We start from the raw sequence: 23,696 nt of genomic DNA, 5'->3' as shown, positions 1-23,696 counted from the left end.
CTTCTTCTTAATACTGCTCCAAGCTTATTAAGCCTAAGCGTTGCGCCTCTTTGATCGCTTCTGAACGTGAACGAACGCTTAGCTTCTCGAATATTTTAGAAAGCTGATATTCAACGTTGCGTTGGCTCACGTGCAGCATTGCGGCAAGCTCCTTATTGCTGACGCCCGTCGCAACCTCGTGCAGGATCGTTTGCTCCTTCTCATTAATCGATACATCCTCGATCGACAGCTCCGGACGTTCAAGCTTAATCTCGTTCCTTCGCAGCTGCTTCAGAAGCGAGATTGGAATGACCGCGTCACCCCGCATCGCACAACGAATCGCATTATGTAATTGCTCCCTCGATATCGTCTTCGAGATAAACCCAGATACTCCTGACTCGATTAACAAGTTAAAGTGCGTTCCGATCTCATAACCGGTATAAATAATGACTTTCCGTTCAGCATCCTGCTGTATTAACCGCTTCGTTAATTCCAGCCCGCTTATTCCCGGCATGTTCAAGTCGCACAAAATCAAGTCGAAGCTTTTCGTTTGAATCATATCAAGCGCTTCTATCGCTGAGAGAACGACCGTTACTTCCATGTCGGGGTCTTGCTCAATCATCGTTTTTGTCCCTTCGCCTACAGAAGGATGGTCGTCAACTAATAAGATACGAATCACGCGAAATCCCCATTTCCGACAGCCCAGAGGTCATTTTCTCCGGTATCAAAATAATTACTTCGAGGCCTCTTCCCCGCTGCGAATGGAAGGTGATGTCGCCTTCAAGGCTCGTCACTCTCTCTTTGATGCCGGATAGCCCCATATGCTCGAATGTCGCAATCATCTGATTGACATCCATTCCAATTCCATCATCTTTATATCTGAAATAAATCATGTCATGCTTCATTTCCAGCTCAAGCCGAATGAGCTTAGCATTGGAGTGCTTGCCCGCATTCCGTAGTAGCTCTTGTACGATTCTGTAAATAGCAGTAATCTGCTCTTCATTAAGCGGACGGTCGAATGGCTTCGCTCGGAAATCAACCGCGAAGTTTACGCGCATCTGCGTAAGCTCAATAATGGATTCAACCGCCTCAATAACCCCCATTTCCTTCAGAAGAGGAGGACGAAGCTCATTGCACGTTTCCCGAATTTGATGAATAACGTCGAGCAAGCCTTCCTTAATATCCTGCAGCTCCGTCTCGAGCGTATCCGTCATTGGATGATCCATCATAATCGCTTCCAGCTTGCGATACCATAGAAGCTGATCCTGCAGCGCGGAGTCATGCAGATCGGCGGCAAGCTTCCGACGCTCGTTTTCGGACAGACAGAATAAGAGGCGCAGTACCCAAGGAGAAGTGTTATGCTCCTTCTTAAGTTCCGATTCCAAATCCTCGATCAAGCCTTCAATTAAATACAGATTTTCGAAAACAATGCTTGCGTAGTTGGACATCGTCTTCAACCAACGCAGCTCATCCGAGTTGAATCTCGTATGATTCGTCTTCATGCCGATCCACAAAATATGATAGCGGGTCCGCTGACGTCCGATAACTAATCCCAGTCCGTAAGGAAGATCTATCAACTCGCCAACCTGCATAGAGTATGACGCCCCTAACAGAAACTCTCCCGTAATAAGCTCCTCGGGCGTTTCGCCTATTGGATATACGGCGTTTTCCGAGTAATCGACGAGCAAGAAATGAATGCCGCTTACCGGCAGAAGCTCATTGATCTCCTGCTTCAAGATTTCTTCTAAGTCGGCTTGCTTCATTACACGAGCAATTTTGCGGGAGAAGCGATCAAGACTATCTTGATAACTGTACATCGCTTTGAAAAGCTTGGGACGATAACGATGGTCAATTTGTTCCTTCATGTACAAGAACAACGTCATACCGGTATAGATAACGACAAACATAACCAATCCGCTGCTCCATGTTGAATGGTAGCTAGTATTGCTCACGATAAACAACAATGCGGCAGCAATGGCCATCGAGGGCACAATCGCAAGCAACGTATAATATTTAAACCTTGTTAGGATAAAGTCGATATCGAATAGTTGATTGGAGGTCAACAAATAAAAATACACAATTGGAAGGACAAACAGAAAGAGCGCTGTGAAAGCTGCAGGCAGTATTTGACCTCCACCGACAAAAAGCGGAAGCAAATTCATCGTAGTAAATGGCGTAAAGGCAACAAGATGAGACATAAGCGTAATCTTAAATAGCGAGATAAGCTTTGAATTCCGATAAAACAAAAACTTTCGTACTAATTGCAGTACGATAATAAAGTTGCCTACTAAAATGATGCCAAAGTAAAACATTTTCACATAAAAAAACGCATCTTGAGAAATCAGATCCGTCCATACATATATGAGGCAGGATGCAGCTATGACAGCTGCAATTATCGACAATATAATCAGATGTTTCTTGGCTATGAACACAACCTTGAACCGGCTGAGATACTTATTCATGAATAACATAAATAGAATAGAGACGTATGGCAGCAATAGGTAAATAAAAGAGATACCCACCCGATCGCTTCGATAGGATGCAGCTGAGGAGTAATAGCTTAAGCCTATTACAACAAAAAACAAAATAAGCATAAGCGCCGCGCCATCATTTCTACGCTTCATATATAGAAATATCGACAATGCGGAGAAAAGCAAAAAAGAAATAAGCGGTATGTAGAGTTGGATGAGAAGCTCCCAGTTGGAGTGATCCCCTGTCCAGCCGCCAGTAAACGTCATGCGCTGAACATTGCCGTCCAAATGCTTAACGATTACAGTGTCGGCCATTTCGATCGAATTGAACTTAATTACGTTCTTGTATTGACCCGCCGGATCGCCATTAACCTCAATAATGAGATCTCCKGCACGTATTCCCTTGAACACGGCTTGTCCGGCAGGTTCAACTAGCTTAACAACGAATTGTCCGTCATCGTTTTTTACAACTTCTGCGCCTATGAAAGGTTCGCGAACGATAATAATGGTAAGGTAGGATAATATCGTTATTAAAACCAACAGGAATAGAAGAAATATGACTCGATTTGGTATGTAGGACTTCATGCTCTTTCCCCCATTGCCTGCACAAGAATATCTTATTTCTTATACCCAGAACGACAAGCGATAGTTTTCTTTTTTATCGTTTTTGTTTTTCAGTTCTCCGAAAAGAGCTTTTTGTTCAGCTACGGAAACACCCGCTAATTGCATTTGTCCACCCATAACCATAGACATTTTTTCTGTACTGCTTGCCAACTGACGAATCGTTTCTTTCAACATTTTAACTCCTCCGTTCCTCTATTAAAATCGATTTTTTATTACACACTTCTAATATAACAGGAAAAGATTCGACAGAAAACGCAAAAATGATTCGTATTTACCGAAAGAGCATTTGCGTGATTTGTTTTTATGCAATTTCACCGTTCAATATGTGCAAAAACTCTGCTTTCCAAGGACTTATTTCCTGCATGGAGTTCAGCAGTTCCTCGAAGCGATTATAGTGCATACGACTCATGACCGCCCCGTATAACAGCGTTCCCGATCGTTCGCATGCCTCTTCGAACAGCTCTGATCTTCGTTCTACTTCTTGCTTGCTGAGCAAGCCTTCGAAGTAATCAGCAATCCATTGATCGTCGCCGGTTACGCTCTCTATTATGTACATCGTTAATAACGTACGCTTGCGCTGCAAGAAATCGCTTTTCTCGTCCCATCTCAGCAAATCTCGCAGATCATTGCGAATTTGTGCGGCAATGCCGATCTCAATTGCATATTCGGCCACAATCGGCTGCCAGGGCTTGCCTGCGGCAATAACCCCTGTCATACAAGCGAACAGCAGCAGCGAGGCGGACTTCAATTTCACCGTCTCCAAATACGTTTCTTCATCCGTAGCATGATCCATCAGATCGAGCATCTGTCCATTAGCTGCTTGCAGAAGCTGTCTGTTCATAAGATCAACGAGCTCTAGTCGCACGGACGGGTCAAGCATGCAGCTCTGCATCGCCTGCTGCGACAACGTCAACAGCGAAGTAGCGACGTGAATCGCAATCGGCGGCGGCACTTGCATCCAGCTTCTTCCCGGAGCATCCTGATCCTGCAAATCATCGAATATATCAGATGCTAATATGAACAGCTCGACCGCTGCAGCCGCTTGGTAGATAACAGGATCCGCGCCTCCGAACATGCGATAGTGGAGAAGCGTCAACTGACCGAACTTAATCGTCTCGCTAAGCTTATCCTCCGTAAATCGAAGTGCATAATGAAACAGCGGTTCCGCCGTAAAATATTGCCCGATTAAGGCCCGCATATGCTGTTCTATTAACGTATTGCCGTTCACCATTCGCTTGCCTCCGAGAGATACAATTTATTACCAAGTATACTATGAATCTCTTAAGTAAACATACGATAAACGACATTTAACCATTTTTCAAGCCCAATCGATTTCGATAGACGTTCCCTAATCCCTGCCTTCTTCTTCCCTTTGCAAACTTCGGCTGTTAATTTAATTTGTTCGTCATTCTCCTCCTCATCTGGTCGATTCATTAAACGCGATATCATCTCCATTCTCTTCTGATATAACTGTGTCTTGCGGGCTGACGGACTACTGGTGTGATCGCCATGATCCATGTGCGCAAAGCCCTCCTTGAGGTTTACATAAGCAAATTGAGCGCCCTAATGCTGTCATCCGTAATATGATGTTGTTGTTCTTTCTTATATTCAACCGCATACTGCATATATACGGCCTCCATTGTCATTCCACCAGCCGGCAAGTTGGATATAAGAGCCGGCGGGCTATCACATGCAACCAATTCCCCTTTGCGCATGACGGCAATGCGATCGCAATTGCGTTGGAGCTCCTCCATATCATGTGAAGCTACCACGATGGTCTTCCCTTGACGCTTAAGTTCAAGCAGAAGCGACCAATAATCCCTTTTGGCTGCCGGGTCAAGCCCGGTCGTCGGCTCGTCGAGAAATATAATATGAGGATCGTTAACAAGTGCAATTGCAAGCGCTGTACGCTGCCTCCAGCCGCCAGATAAACGCTTGACCATCTTGTCAACATAAGGCTCTAAACCGAATTGATTTATAATAAAATCGAGATCATTTTTTCGTTTGTAAAAGGATTGGAACAGCTCCAGCGCCTCGCGAACATTCATTTTATCGATCAACGTCGTGCTTTGCAGATGAATGCCAATGTCCTCTTTCAGCAAATCCGCCTCAAACAAAACATCGCGTCCGAGCACGTGAATCGTGCCCAAATCAGGCATTCGCAAGCCCATCAACATTTCGAGCAACGTTGTTTTACCGGCTCCATTCGTGCCAACGATCCCGAACAGCTCACCTTTCTTCACTTGAAACGATACATTGTCAACCGCTGTGTTCGACCCATAATACTTGCTTATTGAGCTTACCTGAATGACTGTCTGCGTATCCATTTATGATTGGCCTCCATTCACGCTTAAGCGCAGTTTGAGATGCTCGTTTTCATAGAAATCATACTCTTAAGATAACGTATACATCTCTATTTTTCACCGAAAACCTATCTCGTAATTTCCGCAAAAATTTTGCGCTCCGCAACAAATGCGCAAATCAGAGGCCAAAATTGGATACCGAACGCCATTAGACTTATGCACATAGTTATCCACATATCTGCATAAATTGTTAGTTAATTCAGTCGATACCGACTATTTCGACATATTATAATTTCACGAAAAATATCACTCTACGGTAACTGTTAACAATTCCCTTCTTAATTGTCCACGTTATCCACATTATCCACAGCAAGGCTGTGAAAAAACTATCCCCGTTTACCCCACATTTACAATTCATCGAAAACGTTGTTGTACCAAGGCTTTGAAAGGTTATGCACAATTCGCTTTATCTATGTGGATAACCCTGTCCGCTGGGAAAACATCCTTTTATATCCGCCGGCCAATGTACATCACATGAGGGGAGAGACCTAGAATACTCCGTTCACCCGCCATTTCGGCCATTAGCTTTATAGCCTCATCGTACGCATAATCCCCTTGGTTACGCCAATAATCGAGTTGCTCTTGTTGGAATATACCGGCCGTGCTTGATGAACCAACCAGCTTGACACATTGGAAGCCATGGTCCTGCATGAAGGGCTCAATTTCCTCGAGTTTATAGAAGTAAGCACCTGTGAACCGACCTTGATCAAGATGGTTGAACACACCTGTCTCAAGAAAAGTTCTAATCCCTTCAATCGTATCGTTCGGCTTCCAAGACTGCGGATACAGTAGCGATGTCATAACATGTCTCGTTCTCGTCATCATCGCAACGAACACGTAGCCGCCGCTTCGCGTAACGCGATGCAGCTCAGTTGCAGCCAGACAACGATCCTCTTCCCTCTGAAGGTGATATAAGGGGCCGAGCATAAGCGAAGCATCAAATTGCTGATCGTCTAGTCCTGTTAGATCGGTTGCATTGAAGGAATGGAAACCTCTGAACTTACGTAGCACTTCCAACTCCTTTGCCTTCTGTCGGGCTTGCTCCACGAGTCGAGGCGTAAGATCATTGATCGTCACTTCGTAACCTTGCTGAGCCAGCTTAAGCGCATATTGTCCTGGTCCGGCGCCGTTATCAAAAACATGGCCGGATGCTGGCAGGTAGCGGCTCATATAATGCCAATAAATGCGAAGCTCTAGCGGTTCTCTTTCCAACCGCCCCCATTCATCAAACCTATTGTAATAATCAATGACTTCCTTCATGCCTATACGCCCCCTTCGCCTCGTCAGTTCGCTTTCTGCTCCTTAGTTCTTGCGACCGTTCTGTTGCCTGTCGTCATGACCGCTTGATTGCATGCCGAGATATAAGCCTGGGCCGCTGCCAATATGATATCTTTGTGAATAGATGTACCGCGGAATCGCTGCCCTTCATGAATGATGGATACGACCGCTTCACCATACGCATCCTCACCTGTTGATAACGAATGCAGCTCCAAGTCTTCGAACTCGGACGCTACAGGAATAGCCTGTTGAATGGCTTGGATAACAGCCTCGACCGGCCCTGAACCAATCGCCATATAGGCGTTCTCCTGGCTTCCTTCATTCTCACGAATCGTTACCGTTGCTGTACGCGACCGCTGCGTGCCCGATTGCACCTGCAAATCAATTAGCACGTATGGGTCTGGCTGTGTCTGCGTCAGATCGCCGGCAATACGAATCAGCTCGGCATCCGTAACGATCTTCTGTTCATCGGCTTTCTCTTTGAATCGGTCATACACATCCTGCAGCTGGACATCCGTCAATATGATGTTATATTCCGATAACCGATGCTTAATGGCATGACGCCCGGAATGCTTGCCCAGTATGATCATATTGCGAGATATACCCATTGCCTCGGGCTCCATGATTTCATAGGTGCTGCGGTTTTTCAGCAAACCGTCCTGATGGATGCCCGATTCATGCTGAAAGGCATTGCGGCCGACAATCGGCTTGTTATAGGCTATAGGAAAGTTCATTGCGCGGCTAACCAACCGCGAGGATTCGTAAATTTCTTTGACCTGGATGTTAGTCTCAGCCTGCAATGCATCCTTACGCGTCTCAATCGCCATCACCAATTCCTCTAACGAGCAGTTGCCTGCGCGCTCGCCAATTCCGTTGACGGTTACCTCGATTTGCGTTGCTCCGCCTTTGATAGCGGCTATACTGTTGGCAACCGCCAGTCCCAGGTCATTATGGTTATGCGCGCTGTATCTAACAGTCTCGCCGCCTCTGGCTTGCCTCCGTACCGCCTGGAACAGCTCTGTTACTTCATCCGGCATTGCATAACCAAGCGTATCAGGCAAGTTGATAATGGAGGCTCCTTCGGCAATTACCGCCTCTACCAGTTGGATAACGAAATCGCGGCCCGAACGAGTTGAGTCCATAGCCGAAAACTCGATCTCGTCTACGAACTGCTTGCCGTAAGCGACCATTTCACGGGCAATCTGCACAACCTCGTCGCGCGATTTGCGCAGCTGATGGTTCAGGTGGATATCCGAGGAGGAGATGAACAAATGCAGCCTTCTGCGCGCTGCATCTTGCGTCGCCTTAACCGCAGCGTCAATATCTCCCTTAACGGCGCGTGCAAAGCCTGCTATTTCGACGTTTTGCATATCCCTCGATATTTGCTGCACGGCAGCAAACTCGCCTGGGCTTGCGACAGGAAAACCCGGCTCAATGACGTCGATGCCCATCTTCGCCAATTGTCTTGCGATAATGATTTTGCGTTCTGGTGCTATAGATGCACCAGGGGATTGCTCGCCGTCTCTTAAAGTCGTATCGAAAATTTGAATTTTTTTCATTTCGTTTGTCATGAGAATGACCTCCTAAAGTTGATTTTTGGGTACAAAAAAAGCCCGCCGTCTCTATACAAGAGACGACAGACTTAATAGCTGCCGTGGTACCACTCTAATTGGCTGGATGTACGCATCCAAGCCCGCTCGTTGCCCGATATCGGCGGCCAGCCGTAACGTCCTATTCGGTTAAGCCGCATGCCGCTTCATCCGATTCTGACGTTCCGCTCCCAGGCGAGCTTCGAACCTTAAGCCTCGACTGCGTTGCACCTCCCCGCAGCTCTCTTGCGCTTTGCCGGCTTTACGTTCTACTATTCCTGTTCCTTGCGTTGAATTTTTATTTTGTTGAAAACAAAAAAAGCCTGTCGTCTCTATATTCAAGAGACGACAGGCTATTATAACCCGCGCGGTACCACCCTTGTTGACATCCATTCCCCGACAACATGACCTGCTAGTCGAGCGTGGATATCCACCTTAAGCATAGGTCAACTCCGGATGTTGACGCCATGCACCCCATTACGGAGGTTAACCGTAACGATGTACACGCGAGTACATCGATGCAGCAAAGCATCGTTCCTGCGCTTCCATTGTTCCGCTCCCAGGTGAGTTTCAAGTTTCCATCGACTGCGTCACACCGCCCCGCAGCTCTCTGTTGTCGCCGCCCTTAGAGGCTGACGAACGATCCCGGATGAACTTTACTAATCCTGATCTTTGCGTTTGTTAATATGTTGTTAAAGGTTTGTTGCTTATTATATGCTTCGGTAAGTTATCTGTCAATTCAGATCTGGAGAAAAAATGAGCTAGCTTGCTCCCACCGACCACTCTTCCAGTGACAAGCCCGGATCGGCTTTCAGATCAAGATCGCTGTATTCGCCGCGCTTCAGCTTAAGGCTCGCAGCCGCACCGATCATGGCTGCATTATCCGTGCAAAGCGGCAACGGCGGAATAAGAAGCGGTACATTGTCTGCCTCGCACTTCGCTTGCAAGGAAGTTCGCAAGCCGCGATTAGCGGCTACACCGCCGCAAAGCAGCAGCTGCTTGGCACCATATTGATTAACCGCACGCAGCGCCTTCGTAACCAACACCTCGATGACGGACTCTTGGAAGCCGCGGGCAAGCGCTGCTTCGTTCAGTTCAAGCCCCTTCATCTTCGTCTGGTTAATGACAGCAAGCACGGCGGACTTGAGACCGCTGAAGCTAAAGTCATAGCTGTCTGCTTCAAGCCATGCGCGCGGAAGCGGGACAGCCTCCTCCGCTTCGCTTGCCAAACGGTCAATATAAGGTCCTCCCGGATAAGGCAAACGCAAAGCTCTCGCCACCTTGTCATACGCTTCGCCGACAGCATCGTCTCTCGTTCGACCGATCATTCGGAAGCTGCCTTCGCTCTCCAGCAATACGAGCTCGGTATGTCCGCCCGATACGACAAGCGCCATGCATGGATATACCATCTCGGCGACAAGCTCATTGGCGTAGATATGTCCGGCAATATGATGCGTGCCGATAAGCGGAATATCGAGCGCCATCGCAAGTGTCTTAGCTGCTACGATTCCAACGAGCAATGCACCGACAAGGCCAGGACCTTGGGTAACCGCAATCGCCGAAATATCGTTTAGCGTCAGGCCTGACTCTTTGACGGCCTGCTCCATAATGACAGTAATCGACTCTACATGCTTACGGGAAGCAATCTCCGGAACGACGCCGCCGAAACGCTCATGTATGTCGATTTGGCTCGATACGACATTCGACAATATATGTTTGCCGTTACGAATAACAGCTACGGATGTCTCATCGCAGCTCGTCTCTATGGCTAATATAATCTGATCCTCTGAAACGAGGCTTGTTCTTTTCTCTAGATGACTCACTGTTACAGCTCCTCTGTCTTCAGCCGTTCACGATCGAGCTCCGCCCACATAATGAGCGCATCCTCGTCGTTGTCCGAATAGTAGCGCGGCCGAATGCCGGAAGGCTCGAAACCGTGCTTTCGGTATAGTCGCTGCGCAATTTCGTTCGACACCCGAACCTCCAGCGTCATTTTGGCAGCGCCAAAAAACACAGCCGTCCGCTGAAGCTCTCCAAGCAGAAGATCTCCCAGACCTTGTCCGCGGTAGTCATCGCGCACGGCGATATTCGTCACATGCGCCTCATCCATAATGATCCACATACCGCCGTAACCAATAATTTCGCCGCTTAATTCCATGACCATATACTTGGCGAACATATTGTTCATCAGCTCATTCGTGAACGCCTCAGTCGTCCACGGGCTGGAGAATGCCTCTTCCTCAATCGCCACAATTGCAGCAATGTCGGCAAGCGCCATGAAGCGGAATTCTAATTGATTGACGTCTACACTCATCCTTTTACGCCCTCTTCCGCTTGCTTCGCCTTCAGCTTCACTTCAGCCTCTGTAAGCTGCGTATAATTAGGAGCGAAGGTGTGAACATCATCAGTAACACCGGCTGCCAACAGCTGCTGGCCTAGATAAGCAATCCAGCGCCCTTCTAGTACATAGGGCTGCCTAATGATCTCAATTCCATTCGCCGCTCCTAATTGATGCAGACGTTCTGCTTCCGCTTCGTGCTGCGAGAGATCGCCGGCCAGCCATATCTGGCTTACAGGCGAGGAAGACTGCTGCGTCACCGTAGTTGCCCGTCCAATAACGTCATCCACCCAATTGTGCATAAGCTTAACAGCATCATTCTCCCATCGCTCCCAAGCACCGCCTGCAGTCATACGGAAGCCCGCAGTGTATACCTGTCCGCGCCTCGCGTCCATTATTGGGAGCACCCATTTCTCGCCGGAAGCAGGCAACAATGCCTGCGATGATTCGCTGACATGCTGTAATGCGCCATAAGCGACAGCTTCGAGGCTTGAGACACCGATAAGCGGCTTATTCCATACCCATGCGAGCGTCTTGGCGACGGACACGGCGATCCGCATACCCGTATACGAGCCCGGTCCTTTGCCTACCGCAATGCCGGCCAGCGATTGCTCGTTCACGCCGCAGCTTGCCAGCAGCTGCTTCAGATGCGTAACGACATGGACGGAGTGGTTGCGTTCTGCTAACGACTGTATCTCGCCGAGAACGTTATGGCCAAGAACAACCGCTGCTGCCATCGATGCCGTCGACGTATCCAACGCAATGACAGGCCCTTCGATCGATTTCATATCCTGCTGTACCAATCTCATTCGCTTGCTCCTATCTCAAGTAAAGCTTCACACCAATCTGCATACAGCTCACCATACCCAGTTAATGCGATGCGTCTAGATTCCTCGCCAGTATGTTCAATGAACAGCTCCAGCCTGTCCGGCGGCAACAGTTCTTTAATTAAGCTCGCCCACTCCACGATCGTCACGCCGCTGCCGTAGAAATAATCGTCCAAACCAAGCTCGTCCGCCTCTTCCATTGACAGCCTGTATACATCCATATGATAAAAAGGGAGGCTTTCCCCCATATATTCCTTAATGATGGTAAAGGTCGGGCTGTTCACAACGCCGTCAACTCCGATCGCCTTGGCGAACGCTTGCGAGAATCTCGTCTTGCCCGCGCCCAGATCACCGTCCAGCGCGATCATCGTACCTGGGTTCGCCCATGCGGCCAGCTGTTCCGCCAGCCTGATTGTATCTTGCTCGGTATGGGCAAGCCAACTTCCCTGTCCTATCCTTTGCTGCATCGATGTCACCTGCTTTTTTTATCGCTCAAAATGATTATAGCCGCGCTTCTCCAGCGCGACTCTCTTCTCTTGTATATTGCTATGACTGCTGCCCGCTGCGCGGGCGCGCACTAGATCAACCTTGGCATCGCCAGCTTCGACCTCGCCGATGATAAAGAACGGAATACCTTCCTGACGGAATGAATCCAGGGTCGCTTTGACTGACGCTTTGTCTATTGTTCCCAGCAACACGTAATCTTCTCCGCCATAAAGCATCCAATCGAGTGGATCTATGCCTGCTTCCGAGGCATAAGCCGCCATACTGCCGCTTCGCGGCAGCTCCGTCTCGCGCAGCACAATCTGCACGCCCGACGCCTCGGCGATCTCCCACGCTTCGCTGGCGAGTCCATCGCTTACATCGTTAAGCGCATGACAGGAGCCATGCGCGGCAAGCAGCCGGCCAGCCCTTACGGACGGCGCCGGCCTTCGGTGAGCTTGCACGATAGCGGGATGCGCAGCTTCCGCAGCGCCATCCTCCCTCTGTGCAAGCAGCGCATGCAGACCGGCCGCCGACATGCCGACGGCGCCGGTCACGAATACGGCGTCGCCCGGCTTAGCGCCCGAGCGGCGCAGCGCAAGCGCTGCCTCGACCGTTCCCGTCACGGTCACGGATATAACCATATGCGCCGGCGCCGACGTCGTGTCGCCGCCGATCACGGCAACCCCGTAGCGCTCGGCGCACGCGTACAACCCGTCATACAGCCGCCGCATCCGCTCCGGCCCCCATGTACGAGGTACGCTGACTGACACGAGCGCATGCAACGGCACGCCGCCCATGGCGGCAATATCGCTGACATTCGCGGCCAGCGCCTTGTAGCCGATGTCCTCTTCGCGCATCGTCACATCATTGAAGTGGACGGTTTCCACCATCGTGTCAACCGCCAACAGCATCTGCTTCGGCGCGGCAACGCCGTCCTCTGCCAGCCAGGCGTCGACGATTGCCGTATCGTCGCCGATCCCAAGCACGACGCCTCGCCGCTGCTGCCACTCGGCGCTCTGCCGCGCCCCAGTCCAATGATGAATGCTTGCAAATTCATCCAATGCTTTGCGCTCCTTCGCTGCCCCTCTTGCCTGTTAATGAATATCGCGTTTCTTGAACCGTCCGCCCTTCACGTCATGGATATTGCCTACTGCGAGGAAGGCGATAGGATCGAGCTCGTTCACGATCGACTTCATCTTCGCTTCCTCGAGTCGCGTGATGACGCAGAAGATAACGCGCTTGCTGCCTCCTGTGAAGCCGCCTTCTCCGTGCAAATAAGTAACGCCTCGGCCAAGACGGTTCATGATCGCGTCACCGATTTCCTTCCATTCCTCGCTAATGATCCATACCGCTTTCGATTCATCGAAGCCCTCGATCGTAATATCGATCATCTTATAAGCAATGTAATAGGCAATAAGCGAATACATCGCCCGATCCCAACCGAACACGAAACCCGCACTGCTTAGAATGAATAGGTTAAGGAACATAACCGTTTCGCCGACGGAGAGGGGAATCTGCTTATTGAACACAATCGCTACAATCTCGGTACCGTCGAGCGATCCGCCGAAGCGGATAACCATGCCGACGCCAACGCCGAGAATAACCCCGCCGAATATGGCGGCAAGAAAGGGCTCAACAGTCAGTGGAGGCACGGGGTGAAGAAGCGCCGTTCCGATCGACATAACCGATACCCCATATAGGGTAGACATCGCGAACGTCTTGCCAATCTGCTTGTAGCCAAGAAACAAGAAGGGAAGATTAAGAATAAATAAGAAAAGTCCGAGCGGCCATTCCGTCAAATGAGAGGCGATGATGGAAATGCCCACAATACCGCCATCAATAATGTGGTTAGGAACCAAAAAAATTTCAAGCCCCACTGCGACTAAAGAAGCTCCGAGTGTAATGAACAGCACTCGTCTAAGCAAGTCCAGCTTGGAGAGCTTATGATGCTGCAATGTTGCCATCTACGCACGCACATCCCCTATCGGTCTTTACTCGTTATTTTACCTTAATCCTCCTACATATTCAAAGAAAAAACGGAAAGCCTCCCAAGTATACGGCTGTTGCCGTACTGCCCGGAAGGCCCTCGCATGTTCCAAACAAATGTTAACCAATAACCGCAAATGCCTCTACGCCTGCAGGAATCGTCCTCGTGCGGAACACGACGCCGCTGTTATCATACAGCTGTACCGTATACGGAACTCTTGTCAGCGTCTCAACGCGACTGAAGAATACGACTCCGAAACGATCAAAGAACGCAGTCTGCACGAGCGTCGATCCTTGATATAAGGCTGCATTGAATCCCGTAGTATTGAACGGCACGCCATTTCCATCGACCCAAAGCACTGTCAACCGATTCAGATACGGTCCGAGCGGCTGTGTCGCGCCAGTCGTTCTTTTGATAACCTTTTTCTTGCCTTTCGCGCCGTAAAATGGCGGCCTCACTCTATTCGCCATTTCTCTCACTCCTCTGCATCCATATGCAATAAAATATGCAGAGAGGACGAAGCGCGTATGGTCAGGCTCCTAGAGGACAGAACCTATATTTATTCATTGCTTGCGAAAGGCTACAGCTCTTTCACAATCGTAATATGCAGTTCATCTTTCAACTCGATCTCGTAAGGAGACGCCGGCTCTGTGCCATCCGCTTCCGTAATGATCCGAACGCGAGGCCTGTGCACGGCAAGTTCGTTATTTACCGAAACGACGCCTATCTGCCCTGTGCTAAGCTGCAGCGTAGTCGCAACCGGATAAATCGATATATGCTTGCAGAAAAGCTTAATTAAATCGATATCAAAAAATGTGCCGCCAGCCGCGAACAAAAACTCGATCGCTTCGCTGGACGTATACCGTTTACGATGCGGCCTAGGCGAAGTCAATGCATCGAATGTATCAGCTAGTCCAACGATCTGGGCATACATATGAATCTCGTTTCCTTTAAGACCGCGCGGGTAGCCCGTACCGTTGAAGCGTTCATGGTGCTGCAAAGCGCAATGTGCCGATACGATGGAGATGTCGTGGTATTTGCGCAAAATTTCGAACCCTTCGGTTGTATGATTCCGTACAAGAGCATGCTCATCGGGCGTCAGCCTGCCTTCTCGAGAGAGGATGCTTGCAGGCACCTTCGTCATTCCGATATCGAATAGCAGCGCCCCGATACCGAGTTCCTCAAGCTGATTGCGGTTAAATCCTTTGGCAATCCCCATGATCCCGGCAAGAACAGCAACATTGAACGAATGCTGAAATAAATAATTGTCTTTGGAGTGGATGCTTGTCAGATTGACGAGCAGGTTCGGCCGCGTGCTAAGATCGGACATAATCTGCCCGAACACAGAGCGGAATGTCCGTCCCATATCCGGCGCAATCGTTCTTCCCTTTAGGTTGTTAGGCTCCTTGAAGGCGTTCATCGTTTTGTAGATCGCATCGACCGCTTGCTTGCGCGTCTMGTCTCTGACCGTTTCCTCGGGGATAAGATCGACCGTCTTCCCGTCCTCAACGAACAAAAAATCGATGCCCAAACCGCGCAATCGATCAATATAGCGATCATTCAATTCGATACCCTCGCCCAAGAGTACGCTTCCATTTTCTTGAAAAATAGGTTTTGCCAGTTTATCTCCGGGCTTTACCAGTTCAATTTGCACTTTTCTCATTTCGACCAGTTCCCGCTTTCAACAGTTATAAAGCTCTTAGTAGATTTTTATTTTATCAGAAATCGGTCAGATTGACTACGATAAGAAGAAAGACCAATAGTCCGAAAGCTCTGCCTTCGGACTACATGATTAAGCCAGCTTGCGCTTGACGATTCTGTTCCTGCCGCTGTACTTAGCTTCATATAAAGCGGAATCGGTTTGAGCTAATATTTCCCTCAAGTAAGCTTTCGGATCTTCAATGACGGATGGTTCGAAGTGCTCAATGGTCACAACGCCCATACTAATCGTAACGGAGATAGACTGCTCTCCTGTTCCAATATGTACTCTGTTACTCTCAACGGCTTCTTTCACTAGCTCCGCAATAAGATCTGCCTGCTCGCGATTCGTATGCGGCAAGTATACGGTGAATTCCTCTCCGCCGTATCGCGCAAGTATATCGGTCTTTCGCAGGGCGCCTTTCACGGCATTGACCGTGCTGCATAACACCTCGTCGCCTACGAGATGACCGTATTTATCATTAATTAATTTAAAGTAGTCCAAATCGAACAAGAAAATGGAGAATGAAATGCCGAACTTCAAGTTCATCAGCACCTCTTGCTCCAATTGCAGAAGCAAGTAGCGGCGATTGTAGCAGCCGGTCAAGCCATCCGTGATCGCCATCTGCTCCAGCTTCTTATTCGCCTGAGACAGCTCGTCCTGCATAAGCATTAAGTCCCTGTTGCGATCATGCAGCTGTGCGTTATGACGATTCGACTCTTCCACTAGAAGCCTAAGTTCCGTTACGTCCTGGAACGTAAGCACTCGGCCGATCGCCGCTCTTCTTTGGTCCAAAATCGGAGCCGACTGAATGATGATGTGACGGAAACGATCATGCTCCAGCTCCAGCTCGAATTCCACGCGATCCATTGGACGGTTGCGAACCTCATTGAAGAACGCTTCGAACTCTTTCGCCGCTTCTTCCTTGAACGTGGCAGCAATCATTGCGGTGTCCAGCTTATCACCGATGCGCAGCCTGATAATCGGCTTAATGACCTTATTCACTTCAATAATCGTCTCGAATTCGTCCAGGACGATAATACCCGTCGACATTGTATTGATCACATCGCGCTGGGCAATTTGGATAATATCCAACACTTTGTTCCGGCCTATCGCGTGAACCAAATAAATAGCAGTAAGCGCCATACCGACCGATATTAGAGGCACATAGTGATCCAGGTGGTCTATGAACATAACATTAACGAATAGGTCGGCCAGCGAGAACAGCAGCTGCGTCATCAGTCCGATCAACACGGTTCTAACTAACGTCCGGTACCTCTTCGAATCAGAAGTCCGAAGCTTATAGATCATAATCGCGAATGAAACAGCCACATAAACGAGAAGCTGTCCAATCATGACCCAATAAAGCGGACCATGCTGAAGCTGCTTCTCGGATTCAATTGTATCGTTAATGGAAAGAAACATGCCGCTTGGGTTGATTACGATTGCCGCAACCGAAACAAGGGCTGGTATAGCCATCATGAATATACGGCTCTTCCTAACGACGTACGATTGGCCTGTAGAAAACACCGTTAATACGAACCAACCGACGCCAAGCAAAGAGAGACCAACATAGGAGCCCGATAAATACAAAAGCTGATATCCAGAGTTACTGGCAGTCTGCGCTACAAATTGACATATCGGCCATATCATGAAGATGATGTGGAGCAATAAATAAATACGATGCAGCACAGTAATGGAATTGGAAGAAAAAACATAAAAAAATAAGCAGAACAAAATGAGAAACATTGCCGGGTCTATCCAGAACATCCATCCCAATTCGGTTCACCCATCCATCGTAATAGCCATCTTCTTCCATTGTATCAAATCTAATTGGGAACGACAATCTACTAATTTAAGTGTGCAACGCTTACAGTTGGCTTATCGTCCAGGCAAGCGGTCAGACAGCGCTCTCTCCAAAGTTGGCGATACATGTAAGAAACTCTTGAACTGTTCATATTGCTCCCATTTTTTGTCCGAGAAGGCGAGCTTCTCTCCGCGCACGGCACGGATCAACAAATTTTTGGGCGTATGCTCCGGGTCAACGAACTCCAGCATCGAAACCTTGTAGCCAAGCGATTCGAGAAGCGTTCCTCTTGCGGCATCAGTGGCAAGCGCAGCAAATCGCTCCTTCAGCAAGCCTTGCGACAAAATCGGCGAAAGCACGTCATTGTCGATCTGCCGGAACAGCTCATGCTGGCAGCAAGGTACTGACATAATGACAGAAGCATTCCAGTTCACGGCCTTCGCAAGCGCCATATCCGTAGCAGTGTCGCACGCATGCAGCGTAACGACCATATCGGCTGACTGCAGCTCTTCGTACTCTGCAATATCGCCAACGAGGAAGCGCAGCTTGTCATAACCAAGCTTACCGGCAAGCTCATTGCAGAATGCGATAACGTCCGCTTTGAGATCAAGTCCGACAACTTGAATGCTCCGCTTCTGCTGGGTTGCAAGCAGATGGTACAAGGCGAACGTCAAATACGACTTGCCGCAGCCAAAATCAACGATCGTCAGCTCGCGATCCTTAGGCAAATAATCGAGCACATCCGTCACCATCTCGAGGAACCGATTGATCTGACGGTACTTGTCCTGTTTCTTCGCATGAACTTTGCCGTCAGGAGTCATAATGCCCAGCTCAACGAGGAACGGTGCAGCGTTGCCTTCCTCGATAATGCGCTGCTTCTGTCGGTTATGATCGAGATTAGCCTGCTTCACCGCCCCAGTCGGAGCATTCGACAGGATCGTCGCCTTGCCTTTCTTGTTGAAAAGCATTTGAAAATCAGCGGAAGGAGTCTTAATAAGAGCTTGTTTGTACTGCTCTTCTAGCAATCCTGTTATACGTTCCGCAGCTTGACCCTCCGCAACATTCTCATGCAGCACTTTGCTCGCGAAATGGGATTCAAATTGGTAATGCATGCCGCTCTTCAGCTGCACCTTGCGAATGACGGTCTTAGGTGCTGCATTTCCATCCTTGCGGCGCAAACCGCTCAGCGTAGCCTGCATCAGCTCGTCCTTGCCGATCCAATCATATATCTGTTGCTGCCATTGCTCTGTCATGCTGTCGATCCACTCCTACTATTTCTCTATTCAGCCCAGCTTATATGGGTCATTCAGCTCGCGAAGTCCTTGCTCAATCTCCGCTCTTGGCAATCCCCCGGCAATAAGCCGTTCATCGTCCTGCAGCAGCAGGCGGCGATAAATGTCTGTCGCGTCCGCTGCCGAGAGCACCCTGTCATCTAACAGCTCATGCATCATATTCTCCACCAGATCATAACGTCCTTCCGCTTCATGCCAAGATGACAGCAGCTTCTTCGTATGCACCGGAAGCTCGTAGGGCAGAAGCTCCTCCAGCAGCTCAGCGATCTGTTCGTTCGGATTCACAATGACTGTCTCCGTATCCGCTAACGATAGCCTTAGAAAAAGATGAAGCGCCTTGATCGACAGCACGAAGCTCTCGTCCTCTCGTCCAAGTTCGGCATGAAGCTCTGCCTCCTGCCGCACAAGTATTGCAATCGCACCTAATTGATCCGCCTCAAGCAAACCGTTCGTTGTCATCATGCGAACCAAATCCTCATCGGATAACGATCGAATGAGCTTGCTGCTGAGACGAAATCGCTTATCGAGCAGCTCATCAAGCACAAGCAGCGCTTCCTCCTGCTTCCTCTCTCGTCTGAGCTGCAGGATCTGACCGACAGCCTCTGTCATCTGCTCAATCATCCGCATGAAATAATCCCGTTGGAACAATGACCCTCACTCCCTACTTCTTCAACGTATCCGCGAACTTGCTGATGATCGCAGTCAGTTCTTCCGGCTGCTCCACCATTCCCATATGACCGGATGCCTCCAATAGATGCTGAACAGCATGCGCGCCAGCAGCCGAGAACGTGCTCTCCGCGGGAATGACCCCATCGGCAGCTCCCGCAACAAGCAGCACCKGCAAGGACGTTGACTTCACAACCTCTGTACGGTCCGGACGCTGCTTCATGCCTCTAGCCGTTCCGATCGCGCCTTGAAGCGAGGTTGCATAACCGATCTGCTTGCCGCGCTCGATATCCGCTTGTCGAGCCGCGGCATGCTCCGGAGCGAATAGCTTCGGAATGAGTCCATCCACGAATGGCTTAACTCCGTCTTGCTGAAGCGACGCCGCAGCTTTGTCGCGATTAAGCTTAGCCGCCTCACTGTCTTCTTTGGCTGTTGAATGGATAAGGCCAAATCCGCTTAAACGCTCCCCATATTTCTCTGCGAAAGCAAGTGTAATATAACCGCCAAGCGAATGACCGAGCAGACATGCTTTGTCGATACCCAGCTTCTCCATCAGTCCTGCCACATCGCCTGCATATGTCTCCATCGCATACACTTCATCGTCCGATGCTGCGCTTAAGCCATGTCCTCTTGCATCAGGCGCAATAACGCGCGCCGTACGCGACAGATCGCCAACCACGCGTTCCCAATAGGCAGAGCTGCCGCAATACCCGTGCAGCAGTACGATTACATTGCCACTCTCGGCAACTTCAACCTCAGACGACAAGGAAGAGTCATAATAAGCAAGCTCAATACCATTAATCAGTTCAACCTTAGCATTTGCTATCGAAATCAACTGTTGTTCTTCTCCGTTGCTCATCGTAGACACGCTCCTTTATACGTTTGTTTCTAGTATGGAATAGACAGCTTGATCGTTTCATCATCTTCGTTTATCGCCCTGGCCCCCGGTTGACTCCAGGCTTGCTCTGCCGTTACGGCTACCTTGCCAGCCATCTGCATAACGAGGTGCAGCGACGTTGTCTGAAGCTTCCAATACGCTTTCGGGCCATTCATGTTCACGACGCCGGCAATACTATAATGTCCTACCGACGGCAATTGTCTGCCTATCGCTTTGCCCGGCTGCAGCGCTCGTGCGGCTGCGATGAAGCTTCCAATCGATTTCGGATGTCCTAGACAGGCATCAACGGCAATTACCGTATCGCTTTCAGCTATAGAAGCCTGTGCCTGTGAAACGGAATGCGCGTCGCAAGGCTCTGCCAGCGTGCCAATGACTCGCGGCCAACCGCGCTCTTGAAGCAGCGTACCAACGAGCGGACCGAATGCATCGCCCGTCGATCGATCGGTACCGATACAGACGAATACGATGCGATTCCGATCAGGCTGATGCTTCGCAATGCTTTGGAAAAATTCAAGAAGTTCGTTATGGTCAAATTCAGTTGTCATATTAATGCCTCGCACTCTATCGTTCCTCTATTCAGGTATTGCATTGATTGTATCCAATTTCGGGCTTCGCTTCAATTGATGAGCATCCCGTCTCAAAAAATGATACAATGTCGGAAACACCTATATAAGACATGTGTCGCAATTCGAGCGGCACAGCAATTGAAGGAGGCATTATGATGAACAATCTGGAATCCCCAACCGAAGAAAACATCGAGTTCATGATCGAGACCATTAAAGCCAAGCTCAAGATGGCTTCCGCAGCCGCGATGCAGGCTTCTTCTTTTAAAGTTGAACAGTATGAGGATATTAAAGATCTATATGATGTTGTCGCATCGAAAGAAAAGTTCAGCATTAGCGAAGTGGAAGCGCTCGTGTCTGAGCTAGGCAAACTGCGGGGCAAATAGCATTTATTTTCAACTAATTATTACGTCTCCATTTTTTAACTTACATTTTATACCATTAACAGACAATATATCACAGAAAACGACAAAAGAACCGAACGCAGTTATGACATGACTGCCTCGGTTCTTTGTGGTCGCTTCCTATTCTTGCTCATCTGCCGTCGTTTCAGCAGCTACAATAGACAGCTTAATCGTAACGTCCTTAAGCTCTCCCTTGAGGAAGTGAGCAATTCGCTCCAGCTTATCCGCAAGCTGCGGCCCGCTAAGCGTCGTATTCAAGTGATAGTCGAAACTGTCGGCAGGCAGTCTTGTCTCCTGCAGGTAAGACGGTTGGCCTCTCCAGCCGCGTTCCCCATTTGCACCGCTTTGGTTCAATAATTGCTCCTGAACAGGATAGAATTTATCGGATTTGTTCACTACGCGTTCGTAAATGCGCAGCTTCTTCAACAGCATATAATATTGAGCGGAATGCTTGAAATTCCAAGCCTCTCGAATGTCCTTCAGCGTGTAATCCATCTTCCAGCGTTTCAACTTCTCTACTTGCTCGTCTGTGCTCAGCTCCAAAAACTCATCTAACGGAATCATCTTCTCGGTCATATCGATCCTCCTGATTAAATTGTAAGTAACGTCAACAAAGTGAATTATGCAATAAGCAATGTTTTTCATATAAAAAATACCATAAATTTTTGCAGTTTACAAATTAATAATTTATTATTAAACAGACAACTGTATATTAAAGGTCAGTTTTTGCAAAACGAAAAAGAAGAAGCAACCAGATTGGCATGCTTCTTCAAATATTGTTTAAGCCTTTTGCAAGCCCATAGAAGAAAGGAATCTTTCGAAAGCGGCAGCGCCATCGGCTGTCCGTTTGAAGACGCCGGCATCCTTCAGCACCTCAAGAAACTTATCGCCGGTCTCTGCCTCCACGATTTGTTGCGCCTGTTCAGGCGTGCAAGCCGTTCCGAACCGCGCTACAAGCTCTCTCAGCCATGCTGCGTGCTTGTTCAGCGGGTGCGCTGCTTCGTTCAGCCCCGCGTCACCAGCGTCGCTCTCGCCCGTCAAATAAGCAGCGATCTGCTCCAGCTCCTCCTTCAATCGTCCCGGAAGAACCGCAAGCCCCATCACTTCGATAAGTCCGATATTTTCCTTCTTGATGTGATGCAGATGCTTATGCGGATGGAAGATGCCGTCCGGATGCTCTTCGCTCGTACGGTTGTTGCGAAGGACAAGATCAAGCTCATATTCGCCGTTATCTCTCAGACGGGCGATCGGCGTGATGGTATTGTGCGGAATGCGAGCACCGCCGTCCTGCTCCGTAAAGGCCCGAACATCGGCTGCCTCGTCGCTATAGCCCCGCCACTCATCGAGCATGCGGCAAGCTGCGCCGTGCACCTCAGTCTTGTCGGCGCCAGACAGACGAACGACCGACATTGGCCAGCTCACGATGCTATAGCTTACACCCGGATGTTTCGGATCGGTGAAGCTGCTGTCAGCGGGAGCAACCTCCATAGGGAACACGTGACGTCCAGCCTGGTAATGGTCATGGCTAAGAATCGAGCCGCCAACGATCGGCAAATCGGCGTTCGAGCCAACGAAATAATGCGGGAACTGTTCAACGAAATCAAGCAGTCTCGCGAATGAGGTATGCGTAATGACCATCGGCTCATCTTTGCCCTTGAACACGATGCTATGCTCGTTGTAATACACATAAGGCGAATACTGGAAGAACCATTCCTCTCCTTGAAGCGAGAGCGGCACGACTCGCAAGTTTTGGCGAGCGGGATGATCGGCACGGCCGGCATAACCTACATTGGCGATGCTGAGCAGGCTCTTCGGATATTTCGACTGCGGAAGCGTCTTAAGCAGCGCAATTTCTTTCGGATCCTTCTCCGGCTTCGACAGATTGATCGTAATTTCCAGCTTTCCGTACTCGGTTGGGTGAAGCCAGTAGTTGTTCTTGCGAATGCGGTCCATTCGAATGTAGTTCGAATCGATGCTCAGACGGTAGAAGGCGTCTGTTGCCGCCTTAATGCCTTCCGCTGCAGTCAGACGCTGGAATGCGGCAGCGGCCTCGGAAGCGCGCGGCATGATGAGCCCCATAATTCTCGCGTCAAGCAAATCACGGAACGTCGTCGTGTTGTCTGGAATTAACCGGGTGGCATAGCCGTAATCAAGCAGCGGCTCGAGCAGTTCCACGGCGCTCTCCAACTGCTCGGAAGGGACCTCTCCCTCCATTGGCTCGGTGAATTGGAATAGATCCAGCAGGGCGTTGCGGCCAGCATGCACATCAAGCGATTCAATCATGCCCCGCTGCTTCGCGAATTGAAGCAGACGTTCTATAAGCAGCAGCGCATCTTCGGCACTCACAGCTGGTGCCTGCGCTTGCAGTTCGGTTGTCATACGGTATTGCTCCCTTCTCTATCTGAAACAGCTATCGCCGTCTGGA

Annotated in this window: 24 protein-coding genes and 1 other annotated feature; of the genes, 1 reads left to right on the top strand and 23 read right to left on the bottom strand. The window is 49.4% G+C overall.

Annotated elements, in window-relative coordinates; all coding sequences use genetic code 11:
- Positions 1 to 7 precede the first annotated feature (7 nt).
- The 21 genes from AC1DF0_RS24660 to yyaC all read right to left on the bottom strand — a co-directional run bounded on the left by AC1DF0_RS24660 (position 8) and on the right by yyaC (position 20,849).
- Positions 8 to 658: a response regulator transcription factor gene (locus AC1DF0_RS24660; RefSeq protein ID WP_442052064.1), complete on the bottom strand. Its 651-nt coding sequence runs from the start codon at positions 656 to 658 to the stop codon at positions 8 to 10.
- Positions 636 to 3,035, bottom strand: coding sequence for a sensor histidine kinase (locus AC1DF0_RS24655; RefSeq protein ID WP_477575726.1), 2,400 nt, complete (start codon positions 3,033 to 3,035; stop codon positions 636 to 638). The genes AC1DF0_RS24660 and AC1DF0_RS24655 overlap by 23 nt, the downstream gene beginning before the upstream one ends.
- A gap of 39 nt (positions 3,036 to 3,074) precedes the next feature.
- Positions 3,075 to 3,248 carry a competence pheromone ComX gene (gene comX, locus AC1DF0_RS24650; protein ID WP_442051348.1) on the bottom strand — a complete coding sequence of 58 codons (174 nt, stop codon included), beginning with the start codon at positions 3,246 to 3,248 and terminating at the stop codon, positions 3,075 to 3,077.
- 127 nt (positions 3,249 to 3,375) lie between these two features.
- Complete coding sequence (locus AC1DF0_RS24645) at positions 3,376 to 4,305, bottom strand: polyprenyl synthetase family protein (protein ID WP_477575724.1); 930 nt, start codon at positions 4,303 to 4,305, stop codon at positions 3,376 to 3,378.
- A 50-nt stretch (positions 4,306 to 4,355) separates the two neighbouring features.
- Complete coding sequence (locus AC1DF0_RS24640) at positions 4,356 to 4,592, bottom strand: hypothetical protein (RefSeq protein WP_477575722.1); 237 nt, start codon at positions 4,590 to 4,592, stop codon at positions 4,356 to 4,358.
- A 23-nt stretch (positions 4,593 to 4,615) separates the two neighbouring features.
- Entirely contained in the window at positions 4,616 to 5,401 is a 786-nt protein-coding gene (locus AC1DF0_RS24635; RefSeq protein WP_477575720.1) for an ABC transporter ATP-binding protein, read from the bottom strand.
- A gap of 483 nt (positions 5,402 to 5,884) precedes the next feature.
- Entirely contained in the window at positions 5,885 to 6,697 is an 813-nt protein-coding gene (locus AC1DF0_RS24630; protein ID WP_477575718.1) for a class I SAM-dependent methyltransferase, read from the bottom strand.
- A 23-nt stretch (positions 6,698 to 6,720) separates the two neighbouring features.
- Positions 6,721 to 8,286 (bottom strand): 2-isopropylmalate synthase, encoded by a 1,566-nt coding sequence (locus AC1DF0_RS24625; protein ID WP_477575716.1) that lies wholly within the window; start codon positions 8,284 to 8,286, stop codon positions 6,721 to 6,723.
- A gap of 55 nt (positions 8,287 to 8,341) precedes the next feature.
- Positions 8,342 to 8,599 (bottom strand) — a binding site (T-box leader).
- A 466-nt stretch (positions 8,600 to 9,065) separates the two neighbouring features.
- Complete coding sequence (gene tsaD / locus AC1DF0_RS24620) at positions 9,066 to 10,127, bottom strand: tRNA (adenosine(37)-N6)-threonylcarbamoyltransferase complex transferase subunit TsaD (protein ID WP_477575714.1); 1,062 nt, start codon at positions 10,125 to 10,127, stop codon at positions 9,066 to 9,068.
- Between the two features lie 2 nt (positions 10,128 to 10,129).
- A complete protein-coding gene (rimI, locus tag AC1DF0_RS24615; protein ID WP_475824436.1) occupies positions 10,130 to 10,618 on the bottom strand; it encodes a ribosomal protein S18-alanine N-acetyltransferase in 489 nt (162 codons plus the stop codon).
- Positions 10,615 to 11,451, bottom strand: coding sequence for a tRNA (adenosine(37)-N6)-threonylcarbamoyltransferase complex dimerization subunit type 1 TsaB (gene tsaB / locus AC1DF0_RS24610; RefSeq protein ID WP_477575713.1), 837 nt, complete (start codon positions 11,449 to 11,451; stop codon positions 10,615 to 10,617). Before tsaB ends, rimI begins: the two co-directional genes overlap by 4 nt.
- Positions 11,448 to 11,936 carry a tRNA (adenosine(37)-N6)-threonylcarbamoyltransferase complex ATPase subunit type 1 TsaE gene (gene tsaE, locus AC1DF0_RS24605; RefSeq protein ID WP_477575712.1) on the bottom strand — a complete coding sequence of 163 codons (489 nt, stop codon included), beginning with the start codon at positions 11,934 to 11,936 and terminating at the stop codon, positions 11,448 to 11,450. The genes tsaB and tsaE overlap by 4 nt, the downstream gene beginning before the upstream one ends.
- A gap of 18 nt (positions 11,937 to 11,954) precedes the next feature.
- The gene (gene thiL / locus AC1DF0_RS24600; RefSeq protein ID WP_477575710.1) at positions 11,955 to 13,016 is read right to left on the bottom strand and encodes a thiamine-phosphate kinase; all 1,062 of its coding nucleotides are present in this window, start codon (positions 13,014 to 13,016) and stop codon (positions 11,955 to 11,957) included.
- 33 nt (positions 13,017 to 13,049) lie between these two features.
- Positions 13,050 to 13,919 (bottom strand): YitT family protein, encoded by an 870-nt coding sequence (locus AC1DF0_RS24595; RefSeq protein WP_475824440.1) that lies wholly within the window; start codon positions 13,917 to 13,919, stop codon positions 13,050 to 13,052.
- Between the two features lie 142 nt (positions 13,920 to 14,061).
- Positions 14,062 to 14,412, bottom strand: a complete 351-nt coding sequence (locus tag AC1DF0_RS24590) for a hypothetical protein (protein WP_442051359.1) — start codon at positions 14,410 to 14,412, stop codon at positions 14,062 to 14,064.
- 110 nt (positions 14,413 to 14,522) lie between these two features.
- The gene (locus AC1DF0_RS24585) at positions 14,523 to 15,605 is read right to left on the bottom strand and encodes an HD-GYP domain-containing protein (RefSeq protein WP_477575708.1); all 1,083 of its coding nucleotides are present in this window, start codon (positions 15,603 to 15,605) and stop codon (positions 14,523 to 14,525) included.
- Between the two features lie 129 nt (positions 15,606 to 15,734).
- The gene (locus AC1DF0_RS24580; protein WP_477575928.1) at positions 15,735 to 17,390 is read right to left on the bottom strand and encodes a histidine kinase N-terminal 7TM domain-containing diguanylate cyclase; all 1,656 of its coding nucleotides are present in this window, start codon (positions 17,388 to 17,390) and stop codon (positions 15,735 to 15,737) included.
- Positions 17,391 to 17,522: 132 nt separating this feature from the next.
- The gene (locus tag AC1DF0_RS24575; RefSeq protein WP_477575706.1) at positions 17,523 to 18,701 is read right to left on the bottom strand and encodes a class I SAM-dependent methyltransferase; all 1,179 of its coding nucleotides are present in this window, start codon (positions 18,699 to 18,701) and stop codon (positions 17,523 to 17,525) included.
- Between the two features lie 30 nt (positions 18,702 to 18,731).
- On the bottom strand, positions 18,732 to 19,388 hold the full coding sequence (locus AC1DF0_RS24570) for a DUF6483 family protein (RefSeq protein ID WP_477575704.1): 657 nt from the start codon (positions 19,386 to 19,388) through the stop codon (positions 18,732 to 18,734).
- A gap of 13 nt (positions 19,389 to 19,401) precedes the next feature.
- The gene (locus AC1DF0_RS24565) at positions 19,402 to 20,265 is read right to left on the bottom strand and encodes an alpha/beta fold hydrolase (RefSeq protein WP_477575702.1); all 864 of its coding nucleotides are present in this window, start codon (positions 20,263 to 20,265) and stop codon (positions 19,402 to 19,404) included.
- Positions 20,266 to 20,294: 29 nt separating this feature from the next.
- On the bottom strand, positions 20,295 to 20,849 hold the full coding sequence (yyaC, locus tag AC1DF0_RS24560; RefSeq protein ID WP_477575700.1) for a spore protease YyaC: 555 nt from the start codon (positions 20,847 to 20,849) through the stop codon (positions 20,295 to 20,297).
- Positions 20,850 to 21,025: 176 nt separating this feature from the next.
- On the opposite strand from yyaC, the gene AC1DF0_RS24555 reads away from it, so the two are divergent.
- Entirely contained in the window at positions 21,026 to 21,253 is a 228-nt protein-coding gene (locus tag AC1DF0_RS24555; protein ID WP_442051396.1) for a DUF1128 domain-containing protein, read from the top strand.
- Between the two features lie 138 nt (positions 21,254 to 21,391).
- Here AC1DF0_RS24555 and AC1DF0_RS24550 read toward each other — a convergent pair whose 3' ends face one another.
- Positions 21,392 to 21,847, bottom strand: a complete 456-nt coding sequence (locus AC1DF0_RS24550; RefSeq protein ID WP_475824446.1) for a hypothetical protein — start codon at positions 21,845 to 21,847, stop codon at positions 21,392 to 21,394.
- 204 nt (positions 21,848 to 22,051) lie between these two features.
- A complete protein-coding gene (locus AC1DF0_RS24545) occupies positions 22,052 to 23,650 on the bottom strand; it encodes a UDP-glucose--hexose-1-phosphate uridylyltransferase (RefSeq protein WP_477575698.1) in 1,599 nt (532 codons plus the stop codon).
- Positions 23,651 to 23,696: the final 46 nt, after the last annotated feature.

The organism is Paenibacillus sp. 05T425 (genome assembly GCF_056396205.1).
Note: the sequence above shows the minus strand (reverse complement) of the source record. Positions and strands in the feature narration are given on the sequence as shown.

Bases quoted from the DNA above. Each gene is read 5' to 3' on its own strand.
- AC1DF0_RS24630 (WP_477575718.1), bottom strand. From the start codon at position 6,697: ATGAAGGAAGTCATTGATTATTACAATAGGTTTGATGAATGGGGGCGG.
- AC1DF0_RS24645 (WP_477575724.1), bottom strand. From the start codon at position 4,305: ATGGTGAACGGCAATACGTTAATAGAACAGCATATGCGGGCCTTAATC.
- tsaE (WP_477575712.1), bottom strand. From the start codon at position 11,936: ATGCAGCAAAGGATAGGACAGGGAAGTTGGCTTGCCCATACCGAGCAA.
- rimI (WP_475824436.1), bottom strand. From the start codon at position 10,618: ATGAGTGTAGACGTCAATCAATTAGAATTCCGCTTCATGGCGCTTGCC.
- comX (WP_442051348.1), bottom strand. From the start codon at position 3,248: ATGTTGAAAGAAACGATTCGTCAGTTGGCAAGCAGTACAGAAAAAATG.
- AC1DF0_RS24545 (WP_477575698.1), bottom strand. From the start codon at position 23,650: ATGACAACCGAACTGCAAGCGCAGGCACCAGCTGTGAGTGCCGAAGAT.
- AC1DF0_RS24590 (WP_442051359.1), bottom strand. From the start codon at position 14,412: ATGGCGAATAGAGTGAGGCCGCCATTTTACGGCGCGAAAGGCAAGAAA.
- AC1DF0_RS24625 (WP_477575716.1), bottom strand. From the start codon at position 8,286: ATGACAAACGAAATGAAAAAAATTCAAATTTTCGATACGACTTTAAGA.
- AC1DF0_RS24550 (WP_475824446.1), bottom strand. From the start codon at position 21,847: ATGACCGAGAAGATGATTCCGTTAGATGAGTTTTTGGAGCTGAGCACA.
- yyaC (WP_477575700.1), bottom strand. From the start codon at position 20,849: ATGACAACTGAATTTGACCATAACGAACTTCTTGAATTTTTCCAAAGC.
- AC1DF0_RS24555 (WP_442051396.1), top strand. From the start codon at position 21,026: ATGAACAATCTGGAATCCCCAACCGAAGAAAACATCGAGTTCATGATC.
- AC1DF0_RS24595 (WP_475824440.1), bottom strand. From the start codon at position 13,919: ATGGCAACATTGCAGCATCATAAGCTCTCCAAGCTGGACTTGCTTAGA.
- AC1DF0_RS24640 (WP_477575722.1), bottom strand. From the start codon at position 4,592: ATGGATCATGGCGATCACACCAGTAGTCCGTCAGCCCGCAAGACACAG.
- AC1DF0_RS24580 (WP_477575928.1), bottom strand. From the start codon at position 17,390: ATGTTTCTCATTTTGTTCTGCTTATTTTTTTATGTTTTTTCTTCCAAT.
- tsaB (WP_477575713.1), bottom strand. From the start codon at position 11,451: ATGAGATTGGTACAGCAGGATATGAAATCGATCGAAGGGCCTGTCATT.
- AC1DF0_RS24635 (WP_477575720.1), bottom strand. From the start codon at position 5,401: ATGGATACGCAGACAGTCATTCAGGTAAGCTCAATAAGCAAGTATTAT.
- AC1DF0_RS24575 (WP_477575706.1), bottom strand. From the start codon at position 18,701: ATGACAGAGCAATGGCAGCAACAGATATATGATTGGATCGGCAAGGAC.